Here is a 12,569-nt window from a genome sequence, read left to right as displayed (position 1 = left end):
TTTATAATTCATATGATGATTTGGGGTGCAGAGAAAAATGAAAAATAAGAACCTTGTACAAGAAACAATCGAGCAGTTAAAACAATATATTCTTACTGAGAAATTAGCAGTCGGAGCAAAATTACCAATAGAAAAGCAACTGGCAGAAAAGTTTGGTGTCGGTCGTTCTACTTTAAGAGAAGCGGTTAAAATTTTAGAATATAGTAATCTATTGGAAGTGAGACAAGGAGCAGGTACTTTTATAAAAGCAGTGAAAGAAAACAGCGATTTGGCTAAAGAATTGACTGAAGCAAGAGAAATGATCGAAACGACTGCTGGAAAATTAGCTTGTCAAAATCGTACAGAAGAAGATTTAGTTTCATTGAATCAAACTTTATTTAAACGGAATCGCTTATTGGAACAAGGCAAATTTAGGGAGTATATACAAGCAGATTTGGAGTTTCATCTTTTGATCGTTAAGAGTAGTAAAAATAATTTTCTTATCCATTGGTACCAAGAGATTTTTGAAGAGTTAAAAATAATGCTAAGTGGATTAGTGATCGAGTCAAAAGAGTATCTTGATAATACAAAGCAGCACCAAAAAATGTTTCAAGGCATCCTAGATAAAGATCCATCCCTTGTCATTGAAGCGATTTTAGAGAACAACAGGAGTAAATAAGATGAAAAAAGAAGATAGAAAAAAAGTTGGGTTGGTATTTTTAGTTGCGTTTAGTTTGCGAGTGGGTATTTCCACGATTCCACCATTGTTGCCAATGCTTCAAAAACAACTGATGATCTCTGATGTAGCAGCAAGTTTGTTAACGAGTATTCCAGTGATCTGTATGGGGATTTTTGCTTTGTCTGTCCCTTTTGTTCAACAAAAACTTGGGCGAAAAAAAGGAATTCTCGTTTTTCTTTTGGTTTTAAGTTTAGCGATCTTTTTAAGAGCACTTACAAGTAATTATGTAGGCCTTATCAGCACCGCTTTTTTGATTGGGGTTGCAACGGCAATTATTGGACCACTTTTATCAGGTTATATCAAAAGCGAGTTTCCAAATAACTCAGGTTTATTGATCGGTATTTATTCACTAAGTATGGGATTAGGGGCTTCTATTAGTTCCGGTAGCATTACGAGTTTAACGAGTTACTTCAATGGACGTTGGACCTTTGCTTTAGCGATTTTCGGTATTTTTGCTCTGATTGGTTTCTTTTGCTGGGGTAAAGGTGCAACAGTAGACGGTGAAAATAAAGGAATCAAACAAAAGGTTTCTTTGCCTTTAAAAAATAGACAAGCCTGGAAGATTACATTCTTTTTTGGTACTCAATCTGGTATTTTTTACGGAGTGACAACCTGGATCAGCACAATTGCATTTTCAAGAGGTGTAAGTATAGCGGTTGCCAGTTATGTTTTGACCTTTTACACATTGAGCCAGATGTTTTTTAGTTTTGTGATTCCAATGTTGATGGATTATCGTGGGAAAATAAAGAGTTGGGCGTTTTTCAGCAGCCTTATGGTTGTACTTGGTATAGTGGGATTAATGATCAAAGGACCATTTTGGTTTTTCATTTGTGCAACTTTTTTGATTGCGGCAGGATTAGGCGGACTGTTTCCAATTGGCTTGTTGTTGCCACTAAAATTAACGCATTCACCTGAAGAAACGAGTGCATGGACTGGCATGGTTCAATCATTTGGTTATATGATAGGTGGATGCATTCCAATCTTAATGGGTGTAGTTAGCGAATGTTTTGCAGTTGAAAATGCATCTTTATGGTTTGTTTTGATACTGTCTTTATTCATTGTTTTTCTTACTAGTATTTTGAAGAAAATATAAATTGTCGGTAAATTCATTATTTTCTCTACTCTATTTATTGAGTAAAACAGTAATTAAACATCGTGTTTTTCTTTTAATTTCATATATTTGAAAAAAAATGAGAACATTTCTTCCTTTTTATCGGTATAATAGAAGGGAAGTCTGTTCTTTTTTCTAAAAAAATGATACGATTTATACAGGAAAAAAATTGAGGAAGTGAGAACGATTAGTAAACGACAACGTCAACCAGAAAAAGAAGAAAGATCAACCTATCTTTGTAAAGAAGTTGATCCCGATTATCTTGGCCGTGAGATTTATGCCGATAATGTAGATACACCTTATTCATTTTATTTAGTTCGGAAGTTGAATCTAGCAAAAGATTATCAAAATTTAGCTGAAGGTGAAGCTTTTTTTGATGCAATCTGTGATAGCTGGGATGCAACGGAAGAATTTGAAGAATTAGTCGTTAAAAAGATTTATATGTATGTTGAAACTGAAATCATGTATTACACATTACTGATGGGAAGTTTTGAGCCAACTAGAAGAGAACTTCGCATGAACTTGAAACAATGGTTTGAAGAAATTACGCTTGAAAAAGAGGAGCGCTCGCTTGTTTCTCGAGGAGAAGCCACATTGAACTCTGGAGAAATGCAGGGAATGATGAAGCAAATGCTTGAAACATCAAATGAGATTTTCCGCCTACGTAAAATGATCAGTGACTTAACAGAAACGATCAATCAAGAGAAAATCGAAATGCATACACCTAAAAGTAATCCAATCATTTCTAGAAGTATTCAGACCATCCATCTTAAAAGAGCTCAACCTTTAGTGATTGAAGAGAGTAAAGCTGAAAAAGCAACAGCAGAAAATCCTGATATAGATGAAAGTGTCGATGTAGAAGTTGAGCTTGTTGATGAAGCTACGGTTGAAGAAGCTGTAAAACCTGAACTTGTTGAGCAATCAGCAGAACCAACGGAGGAAGTAGGAGCGGAAACAGAAAAAAAGTCGGAGAACGAATTGGCGGAAAAACCAATTCAAGAAGATTTCCAAGCAGAAGAAGAGCCTACAATTTCGCCAATCCCAAAAATAGAAAATAATGAAGAACCACAAAAAGAACGTACTTCAATCAAATTGAAACGTAAACAAATGGAGACAGACAAAGCAAAAGAAATAATTGATCCTGAACTGAAAAAAGAAACAAAGCAGGAAATTGTAGCTTATGAACCGTTAGATCTCACATTGCTAGTATTCAAAAAAGGAAAAACGAAAAAGGCTACGCCAAGCAACTGGCCACGTTTTTCCAAGCAATTGAAAGCTTGTAAACGCATTGAGGCACCAGCAAAAATCCCAAATTTCTCTAAGAGCGAGATGGAAAACCTAGAAGATGAAATCTATTTGTGTTTTATGAATAAACGTATGCGATTAGGGACAAAGAAAAGTCACACGCAGAAAAAAAGCATCTTACGTTCAGAGTTACTAGCTCAAATCAGTCAAGCAGAATATTTAAATTATTCATGGGGCCAAGTACTAAGACAACGAAAAGAAGATGTCTTGATTTGTGGTCGCTTAAGCTGTGGTGGTTTAGTTTCTTCTCTAGATGGTTTTCTACAAGAAATGCGGGAAATTGCTTATAGTCGTTCATTGTTTGGTAAAAAAGTCCGCTGTTCAGTTGATTTATTGCGTCGCTTGGAAGGCTATATTTTAATGGATCAATATATGCAAAATCTAAGTTTGATGCCGGTTGAAAAATAGTTGGCAGAATAGAAAAAAAGTGAATTGAAATTTAATAGGCTAAGGCAGAACTGTAAAAGTTTTGTCGTAGCCTATTTTTTAGTTTTTTCGAGACTAAAGTGTTGTGGATTGGTTAAATAAGATTTCTAATGTATGATTATAATTAGCAAAGCGTTACTAGTATTATTTGAAATATATACATAGTGGAGGTATTGAACATGAAGAAAATATTTAAGAAAAAAACTGCAGACGAAAAAAAATCACGCTTAAAAACAACTAAAAAAAGTAACCAACTAAAAGAAAAAGAAATTGTAATTATAGATAATGAAGCAGATGAAAAAGAATTTGAATCGTTTTTCTCTGAAGTAATAAAAAAATTTCCTGGTAAAACATCATCCGTTATCCTTAATAGCTACGGAAAATCAAAAGAGCGCGCAGAAAAAATTCTAGCCAAAAGTAAAATACAATTTGATAGTATTTTCGATGAATTTTTAGAAGGTGTAGATGAGGATACACGTAAAAAATGTCATAAAACCGTTCATGCAGCGTCCTTAACTGCTGCAATCGTAGGTTGTTCACCAATTCCTTTTTCGGATGCACTTCTACTTGTTCCGATTCAGTTAACGATGATGGCTCGTTTGCATAAAATATTTGGGCAGTCATGGTCTGAAAGTATGGGGAAAAGCCTAGGAAAAGAAATTGTGGTCGTTGGACTAGGCAAAAGTGCAGTGGGCAATATAATAAAATTTATTCCCGGTGTCGGGACTGTTGCTGGCGCTGCGATAAATGCGACTGTTGCGAGCACGATCACAGAAACACTTGGTTGGGTGACGGTCAAAATGTTAAATGATGGAGAAGATATTTTTGAGCAAACAATGACGTTTCAAGGGCAATTTCAAAAGCTATTTAATGTAGTTCAAAATTCTAATAAAAAATCAAAATAGAGCTTGTGGAAAATTAGGAATGATACGAACTACAGAGCCGATGGTCAGAAAAATGACTGAATTCAAATAGTGTGTCAGAAACTTTAAAATTAAAAAGGAGCTTTTTTATGAAACAATCTATAGTCCATATAGCATTGGTTGTTGATGATTACGACGAAGCAATCGCATTTTATACACAAAAACTGAGTTTTACATTGATAGAGGATACTTATCAACCAGTTCAAGATAAAAGATGGGTTGTGGTATCGCCGCCAAATTCAAAAGGAACAACGATTTTACTAGCAAAAGCTTCGAAACCGATTCAACGTGATTTTATTGGAAATCAAGCAGGTGGACGAGTATTTTTATTTTTAGGTACGGATGATTTTTATAGAGATTACAATAACATGATCGCAAACGGAATTGAATTTGTGAGGGAGCCTAAAGAAGCTGATTATGGCGTGGTGGCAGTTTTTAAAGACTTGTATGGTAATTTATGGGATTTGGTTCAGTTTGATGAGCAACATCCGATGAGTGAACGAATATGATTTTCTGATTAAATTGCCAGTAGTGGATAGTTAGAATGCGTATTGATTCAAGAAATTGGAGAAAATAGAAAGGAAATTAATGCGCTTTTTATCCGTAATTATCAACTAGGCTATAGATTCAGATTACTACGTTCTAGCAACCTATAAATTTAATAATATTTATAAAAAACAAAGTCCTAGGTGTCTTGATTTAACCAAAAGATTAATCAGTGAGAGTTAGAATCGTAACGTTTAAGTATACCTAATTTTGATTTTCTTTAGTGCAAGCCTTGTTAATTTTTAGTAAAGCCAACTAAACTTTAACAAGGCTATACCAAGTTGATTTATTAATGATATAATGAAATTTCCGAAAAAAATATATTGGAGGGAATATTCATGAAAAAAATTATATTAATTGGTTCAAGTGGAGCTGGTAAGTCGACATTGTCACTTAAAATAGGTGAAAAATTAGATATTGAAGTTTTTCATTTAGATAAACTACTTTGGAAGCCCAACTGGGAAATGACAGATAGAGAATACCAAAATGAAATACAAAATAATTTAATCATGAAGCCTTCATGGATTATTGACGGAAACTATGGTGGAACGCTGGATATTAGAATGAAATCGGCAGATACTATAATATTTTTAGATCGAAATAGATTCGTTTGTATTTATCAGATTTTAAAAAGAGTAAAAAAGTATAACGGTATAACTAGACCTGATATGCAAAATAATTGCCCAGAGAAATTTGATTTTAGCTTTATAAAATGGGTATGGAATTTTCCTAACAAACAAAGAATTGATATTCTTAGAATGTTAAAAAACATACCAAAAACTAAGAAAGTAATAGTTTTAAAAAATAAAAAACAGATTCAACTTTTTTTAGATGAGCTATAAAAAAATTATTGATCCTGTGGTTACCATAAGTTCTAATTAACTCAAGCAGCCCGCCATTCTGTTGTCTGGTGGGCTTTATTTGTAAAGTACAAGTGGTCTATTTACAAATAGGCTAATAGAAGTCATTTATTTAAACTAAAGATTTTTGAGTATAGACAATAAATGTTTTTTATCAGTTTCAAAAAAACAATTGCTTTTAGAACGAGACGAATAATTCCCATTTTTTAAACCCTTTATTCCCAAAATTTACAACAAAATCAATGTATAGATAACTTCGGTTAAGGTATAATTATAGTGGTAGTGATGGCATAAAGTACTGTAGTTGTGGAAAATTGGAGTAGACTCGGACGTAGTACCAAAGACCTTTTGGAATTAGTTGATTTCTTTTCTAGCGAGAATGTACAAGTGATTAGTGACAAAGAAAAATTCGGTACGTTCACATCACAGGGGAAGGTAATGCTATCCGTCTTTCGAGCTTTTGCAGAATTTGATAGTTGAACGTATTTCTGAACTAGATCATGATGTAAGAAGGTCTCTAGTTAAGGGGATACCATGCATGCTTGCTCAGAAGGAAAGAATCTCAAATGCTCCAGTGGGAATTGCTGGAAATTATATCGTTATTCGAGATGAAAAACAGATATGTTTGTAGGGATAGTTCACTTAAAATACCAATTTATTAAAGTTTAAGTAGGTCAATTTATAAAAGAAGGAGAGCTTTTAGGGAAATGTGGTAATTCTGGAAATTCTACTCAACTTCATATTCAAGCAATGGATGGTGCCGATTTTCTTAAAGAAAAAGGTGTACCATTTTATTTTGCAGATTTTATTGAAATAAAAAAGTGTAATGAATAATCTGAATATAAAAATAATTCATTTCTTGAAAAAGGTACAATTGTTGAGAATGCTGAATAATCACTAAAAAATGATAGCGTAGTTGATGAATCAACCAGAATAGCTGAAACAGTAAAATAAATAATTTTTATCAAAAAGGATGAAGATAAATGATTAATAAAGTTAATAGTAGAGATATGGATATTGTAAAACTACTTTCACTTGTAACAGCTGAGAGCAAGGTTGAACCAGTATTAGAAGAATATTTAAGGTCTCCTAATAAAGATTTATATGTAAAACAAAGCAATAATGTTATAAAAGGTTGTGTAGGTGTAGATAATTCTGAAGAGGAATTGCTTGTTATTTGTCACATAGCTGTTAAGAAGATTTATCAGGGACAAGGTAATGCTAGTGAAATGATAAACTTTGTTAATGAAATATATAAACCATCAAGAATAATTGCTGAGACAGATAGCGAGGCTGTGGGATTTTATCAAAAATATGGATTTGAGATTAATAGTTTAGGTGAAAAATATCCGAATGTGGAACGTTTTAGATGTATTTTCATGAATAATCATGTTGTCAAAAACCATCAGCAAGGAAATAAAAATCATTTTTGTTAATATAAGTCCGTCCCGAATTAGAATAATTATGAGAATACGGAAACAATTGATAGCTGTATATTTGAGATAAAAAAGGATATAAAAGAGTATAAGATGAAAAGAAAAACCAATATAAATCAGTAATTGTTGATGGTATTCAGTTTAATAATATTAGTAGAATTTTTTGTAGTTGTCAATGAACTTTGGATCAATGAGAAGCTTCCAAGTCTTTATCAAATTATTAATAAACTAATGGAGTATTACTTTGCACCTATCACAGTTGGATTGGTGTTTGTTAATTTGAGCTACTATAATTTAGAACTAGAAAAAATTGAGAATAGTGCTATAAGTTCTCTCAAAAAGGATCGGTAAAGGAGTGGAATAAATGGAGTTTAAAGATTTCCAGAAGAAAAATATACTAGGATTAACTTTCTATGGTGATGTGACAGAAAAAGGACTAGTAAACTTAAAGGATAGTTATATCGATTCTGAAGTGTTAGAAAAGGAATTCAGGCGTTGTAAGTTGGAAGGTTTTGTATGGCCAAGTATTGATCAAGACTTCTGAGATGATAAAGGAAAAAAAGTAGTGTTTGCTAAAGTTCCAAGTGAAGTAAATCGTATGAATTTTAAAGGACCATTTTACAGAAAAATACTAGAGTTACACAATATACAGAAGTTTGAGTCTATACGATGGTATGTAAACATAAATCGTAAGTTTTATGTTTAAGTGATTTTTTCGTAGTACCCAAAAAGGATAAATAACTGAAGGAGAATGTTATGGGAAATATATTTAGTGGATATAGAGATCGATACGGTGAACCACTTAATGATAGGGATAAAGTAGATATCGAATTTTTTGAAAGAGGTTACTGGGCACACTATAATACGGTGACAATAGCTGTTTCAGATGATACTGTTTTAGTGACCGAATATATAGATTATATGTTTGCGCCTGCACCAGCTCCGATAACTACTTTTATTAATGATCGTAACTTTAGATTTACCAAAAAAGATCTGTAAAGAAAGGAGATTTATAAACTGTGATAAATAATATGGTGAAATTTCTTTCCTTAGTTTTTGTTGTGATATTACCTTTTATTAGTTATAGAAATCTTAAAATAGAAGCTATTGAAAAAAATGCTTAATATTTTTGGGAAATTTTGTTTATTGTGAGCATTATTATTATTGTCACTTTAATACTACCAATTTTGATTTATTTCATTATTAGTAGCTAAAAATAGAATGTCAAAAAAGATTAAAACTGAAGGAGTGATTTTTTGGGATTCCTCATGTGCCGAAAAAATAAAAAGGTTAAAGAAAATACCCAATTGAGAAAAGCTTTATTTGAATTTAGAACGCCACTAATAAAAATTAAGCTTTTATCTGAAAGATTGAACTATTCGGAATTTACTAAAAGATTCGAAGAATCTTTGGAAATTCTAGAATCAAACTTACATGATCAAGAGAAGGCAAAACGATTATTAGTAAAAACTGAGATACTTGGAGGTATCGGGACTTGGATGGATTCTCCACCGTGGACAGCTTACCAACTAGGCATAAGTAGCGAATTTGATAAAACAACAAAACGATTTTCTATTTCAAGAAGTAAAATAAAAAAATATTTAAAATAGGTCTGTCAAAAAAGATCAGAAAGGATAATTGAATGAAAGGATTAAGTAAGGCTGTACCGTGGATAGTAGTATTTGCATTGATTTTTGTATTTATTAAACTGTTATCTGTGAGTTGGTTCTATTATGTTGTGTATGCCCTGTTAGGAACATTTTCAGTGGGTGTAACAACATTATCATTGTTGGCAAAAAGAAAAAAGTGATTCCTAAAAAGGATTATATAAAAGAAGGGAATAATAATGAAAAAGACAATTCTTTTAATTTTATTTTTAAGCGCAGCACTAGTAGGTTGTACTAGTAAGCAATCAGAAGAAGTAGTTACTTCAAAGGTTAAAAATCTAGAATCAGAAAATTCAACTACAACTATAATAACAGAAAATGTAACGGATGAAACGACAAAAGTGTCTACTGATAGCCATGAACCAAATTATACATTACAAGCAATAAGAAAAATGGCAGAAAATAGTGCCGATTTGGACACTATGATAATTGGTCTTTACGATACGCCAGATGATTATAAAATTTTAGCAGAGCCGACTTATGAAGAAGGATCATACAGCTTTATTAGTGGTCCTGCTAATGGGGAACCTGTTGCGTACACTGAAAACAAAGAAGACACAGAAAAATATAATTTAACTAAAAATCCAAAAGCAACTTCGATTAAAGAAGTGAAGCAAATGATAGAAGAATTGAAACAGGAAAGAGCACAAAATGAATGACAAATAAAAAATTTAAATTTAAAAGATAGCAGGATTCTTAAAAAGGATCAATAACTAAAGGAGGGAAAAAATATGCCCAAAGGAATTAGAAACGAAATAACTGTTATGAATGGTGAAGGTAAGATTATTTATGAGGCTTCCAGCACTCTCGATGCAAGCGCCTATACAGGAATATCTGATCATAATATTCATTATGCACTGAGAATCAAGAAGAAACTGCAATATCGTGAAAAAGATTTTATTTTTGAACTCAGAAAAAAGGATTAATAAGCTAAAGATTAACTCTCAAAAAGGATCAGTAAAGTGGGAAAAGAAAATATATTTAGAAATATAGGTGATAACTATGAAAAATAGTGGTAGTGTTAGTGCTCATTTTGGGGTTTATGGCGTTAGTAAGAAAAAAAATTATCTAATGTGTATAAAGAAAAATGCAGGACCATATAAAAACAGATTCGATATTCCAGGAGGAAGTCAAGAAGATTTTGAAGGTTTAACGGAAACACTGTGTAGAGAATTTTTAGAAGAAACTGGTTATAGTATAAACGCATATTCAAATCCCAGAGTATATGATGCTTTTATTAAAGAAATAAATTCTACCCATACTGTTCATCATATCATGGTATTTTATGATGTTGTGGTTGATACCACTCGCAGAAAATCATTGCCTAAAGTACTGCCAGATGGGCTTAATGATTCAGATGGAGTTATATGGAAAAAGTTGGAAGATTTGAATGAGGATAATTCTTCACCACTAATATTAAAGATAAAAGAAGAGGTAGCACAAGAGAACGAAATGGAAAAATATGAAAATTTTAATTGGATTGTAAATAAAGATTCCTAGTAAACCGAAATTCTATGATTGCTAAAAAAGATCAGTAAGGATGAAAGGAGTCTTAAAATGCATTTGAAATCTGTTGGATTAGAAAGAGAAGAGCTACTCGACAATGTTGTTTACGCATATGTTTATGCCAAAAGATAGCGCGTTCAAAGAAATTAGTACTTAAACTTCCATTCTATAGTATTAAATAGATTCTCAAAAAGGATGTGTCAAATTTGTCTACATTAAAATTAGTAACTATTGATAAAAAAAATTGGGATATATTTTGTTCCATGTACCCTGGAGATGAAGGAGCAAACTTTGTATCATCCAACGCATATTCTCTCGTACAGTCTTATTTTGAAGAAAGTTGGATTACTAAAGGTATTATGTATGATGGAGAATCTGTTGGTTTTGCGATGTATGGGTTCGATAAAGAAAATGAACGCTATGAACTCTGTCGTCTTATGGTTGATTATCGCTATCAAGGGAAAGGAATCGGTAAGAAAGTCATTCCTCTTATTATATCTGAAATGGTTGATTGCTTTAATTGTCAAAAGATTTTTCTCAGTACTGGATCTGAAAATAAAAAGGCTGTATCCTTATATGAATCGTTCAACTTTTTTAAAACTGGAGAGATACAAGAAAATGAACTTGTTTTTTGTCTGGAAGTTTCAATTTAAAATCATTCTGTTTAAGGTTAAGTTTATATGAAAGTAATTTTTGGGTATTCTCAAAAAGGATGAATAGCAGCATAAGTACGAATAAAAATCAGAAAGGTAACTAAGCGATGAATAATGAAATGGAAATTACAGAATGGCTAACGGTTTGTCCAGATTTTGAATTAAGTAAAATAGAAGGAAATTTAATCATTGACAAATCTTTGGTATGGGGGGATTTGCCTAACAAATCATTTAATGGTGTAACATTTGCAGGACTTAAACATTATCTTGTTGATAGCTATCAATGGAATACTGAAGGCACTCCCAAAGAGGATAAATATTAACAATTCAAAATTAATTCATTGATATGTAAAAAGGAGTTGGGAATATGAAAAAATGTAAAATTCTGATTTTTATTTTGTTGTTACTTGTTGTAACTGGATGTGCAAACAGTAAAAATGAGACCGTAATAAATGATATTAATACTGATACGAATGAAAATGCTACAACCAATAGTTCTTCAGTGAATTCAATACTAGCTAGTAATTCGGATCAAGAAACAACCATTAAAAGTGAGGCAACTATAGAACTAGAATTTAACTATGATGACATACAAATAGAATATGCTCGAGTGATCGCTAATTTAGGGGTTGAAAATAAAATAGGATACACTCTTGAAAGAGTGATAAGTAATCAAGTGGCATTTGACACATCAGTATCAGATAAGTATAAAAATATACACATTAAAGAAATTGGTACTGAGGATAGATATATCTATTATTTGCCTTTAGGAGAAGGATTCATAGAACATTATGGTATGAGAAAATATCCGCCAGATCCGACAATGTCACCAGCTAAGACATACTTAAAGACTGATTATGATGATATTGCTTTAGAATTATTAAAAAACCAAAATAACGTTTCCGATAATGATTTAAACATTGAAGCAATAAACAATAGCGATTTCACTTCATTAGCAGGAACATGGAAAAATGGAAAAGGTGATGTTTTAATTATAAATGCTGACGGTACTACAAATAAGGAGTTTGTAGTATATGGAGTTCCGGAATCAGACAAAAAAAGCAAAATTCCATTTGCGAGGTTAGGTACGGAGGGACTTGGAGGGGCAGCTCTGGCATTGTATGGAATAGGGGTTGAAAATCCAGATGGTGATAATTCGGATAGTACAATACCCAGATTATTGATTACACAGCAAGGTGGTAACTACCCTTCCGATGTGTATTATTATAAACAATAGTATCGTGATAAATTACTAAAAAGGGTCAGTAAACAAATAAATAATTGAAATGGAGCAAGTTAAAAGCAAAGTGAAATAATTACCATTTTTTTGTTTAAAAAGACAAAAATAGCGTGCTTGTCTATTGACCTCATAAACGATAACGCGCATTTTAGAATTATAAGAGGAATTATTTATATTT

The 12,569-nt window shown here is 32.1% G+C and carries 18 protein-coding genes; all 18 read left to right on the top strand.

Annotated features, from left to right (window positions below; all coding sequences use genetic code 11):
* Nucleotides 1-37: 37 nt before the first annotated feature.
* The 18 genes from BCR21_RS11525 to BCR21_RS11445 all read left to right on the top strand — a co-directional run bounded on the left by BCR21_RS11525 (nt 38) and on the right by BCR21_RS11445 (nt 12,388).
* Nucleotides 38-658: a FadR/GntR family transcriptional regulator gene (locus BCR21_RS11525; protein WP_069646607.1), complete on the top strand. Its 621-nt coding sequence runs from the start codon at nt 38-40 to the stop codon at nt 656-658.
* 1 nt (nt 659) lies between these two features.
* On the top strand, nt 660-1,811 hold the full coding sequence (locus BCR21_RS11520; protein ID WP_069646606.1) for an MFS transporter: 1,152 nt from the start codon (nt 660-662) through the stop codon (nt 1,809-1,811).
* A gap of 195 nt (nt 1,812-2,006) precedes the next feature.
* On the top strand, nt 2,007-3,542 hold the full coding sequence (locus BCR21_RS11515) for a hypothetical protein (protein ID WP_069646605.1): 1,536 nt from the start codon (nt 2,007-2,009) through the stop codon (nt 3,540-3,542).
* A 197-nt stretch (nt 3,543-3,739) separates the two neighbouring features.
* Complete coding sequence (locus BCR21_RS11510) at nt 3,740-4,465, top strand: YcjF family protein (protein ID WP_069646604.1); 726 nt, start codon at nt 3,740-3,742, stop codon at nt 4,463-4,465.
* Between the two features lie 107 nt (nt 4,466-4,572).
* Nucleotides 4,573-4,992 carry a VOC family protein gene (locus BCR21_RS11505; RefSeq protein ID WP_069646603.1) on the top strand — a complete coding sequence of 140 codons (420 nt, stop codon included), beginning with the start codon at nt 4,573-4,575 and terminating at the stop codon, nt 4,990-4,992.
* Nucleotides 4,993-5,367: 375 nt separating this feature from the next.
* Nucleotides 5,368-5,871 carry a DNA topology modulation protein gene (locus BCR21_RS11500; protein WP_069646602.1) on the top strand — a complete coding sequence of 168 codons (504 nt, stop codon included), beginning with the start codon at nt 5,368-5,370 and terminating at the stop codon, nt 5,869-5,871.
* A gap of 324 nt (nt 5,872-6,195) precedes the next feature.
* Nucleotides 6,196-6,369 (top strand): recombinase family protein, encoded by a 174-nt coding sequence (locus BCR21_RS16680; protein WP_240488095.1) that lies wholly within the window; start codon nt 6,196-6,198, stop codon nt 6,367-6,369.
* Nucleotides 6,370-6,872: 503 nt separating this feature from the next.
* Nucleotides 6,873-7,325, top strand: coding sequence for a GNAT family N-acetyltransferase (locus BCR21_RS11495; RefSeq protein WP_084013298.1), 453 nt, complete (start codon nt 6,873-6,875; stop codon nt 7,323-7,325).
* 364 nt (nt 7,326-7,689) lie between these two features.
* Complete coding sequence (locus BCR21_RS11485) at nt 7,690-7,869, top strand: hypothetical protein (protein ID WP_069646600.1); 180 nt, start codon at nt 7,690-7,692, stop codon at nt 7,867-7,869.
* A 212-nt stretch (nt 7,870-8,081) separates the two neighbouring features.
* Nucleotides 8,082-8,324 carry a hypothetical protein gene (locus BCR21_RS11480; protein ID WP_069646599.1) on the top strand — a complete coding sequence of 81 codons (243 nt, stop codon included), beginning with the start codon at nt 8,082-8,084 and terminating at the stop codon, nt 8,322-8,324.
* 269 nt (nt 8,325-8,593) lie between these two features.
* On the top strand, nt 8,594-8,935 hold the full coding sequence (locus BCR21_RS11475; protein ID WP_139125657.1) for a hypothetical protein: 342 nt from the start codon (nt 8,594-8,596) through the stop codon (nt 8,933-8,935).
* Nucleotides 8,936-8,967: 32 nt separating this feature from the next.
* Nucleotides 8,968-9,135: a hypothetical protein gene (locus BCR21_RS17020; RefSeq protein ID WP_167351782.1), complete on the top strand. Its 168-nt coding sequence runs from the start codon at nt 8,968-8,970 to the stop codon at nt 9,133-9,135.
* Between the two features lie 36 nt (nt 9,136-9,171).
* Complete coding sequence (locus tag BCR21_RS11470; protein WP_069646597.1) at nt 9,172-9,651, top strand: hypothetical protein; 480 nt, start codon at nt 9,172-9,174, stop codon at nt 9,649-9,651.
* 72 nt (nt 9,652-9,723) lie between these two features.
* Complete coding sequence (locus tag BCR21_RS11465; protein WP_069646596.1) at nt 9,724-9,918, top strand: hypothetical protein; 195 nt, start codon at nt 9,724-9,726, stop codon at nt 9,916-9,918.
* A gap of 76 nt (nt 9,919-9,994) precedes the next feature.
* The gene (locus tag BCR21_RS11460) at nt 9,995-10,492 is read left to right on the top strand and encodes an NUDIX hydrolase (protein ID WP_069646595.1); all 498 of its coding nucleotides are present in this window, start codon (nt 9,995-9,997) and stop codon (nt 10,490-10,492) included.
* 212 nt (nt 10,493-10,704) lie between these two features.
* On the top strand, nt 10,705-11,151 hold the full coding sequence (locus BCR21_RS11455; protein ID WP_084013297.1) for a GNAT family N-acetyltransferase: 447 nt from the start codon (nt 10,705-10,707) through the stop codon (nt 11,149-11,151).
* A 107-nt stretch (nt 11,152-11,258) separates the two neighbouring features.
* The gene (locus BCR21_RS11450) at nt 11,259-11,474 is read left to right on the top strand and encodes a hypothetical protein (RefSeq protein WP_069646594.1); all 216 of its coding nucleotides are present in this window, start codon (nt 11,259-11,261) and stop codon (nt 11,472-11,474) included.
* Nucleotides 11,475-11,518: 44 nt separating this feature from the next.
* A complete protein-coding gene (locus BCR21_RS11445) occupies nt 11,519-12,388 on the top strand; it encodes a DUF6287 domain-containing protein (RefSeq protein ID WP_069646593.1) in 870 nt (289 codons plus the stop codon).
* The last annotated feature ends 181 nt before the right edge of the window (nt 12,389-12,569 follow it).

The organism is Enterococcus ureasiticus, assembly GCF_001730285.1.
Taxonomy (GTDB): Bacteria; Bacillota; Bacilli; order Lactobacillales; family Enterococcaceae; genus Enterococcus_L; species Enterococcus_L ureasiticus.
Note: the sequence above shows the minus strand (reverse complement) of the source record. Positions and strands in the feature narration are given on the sequence as shown.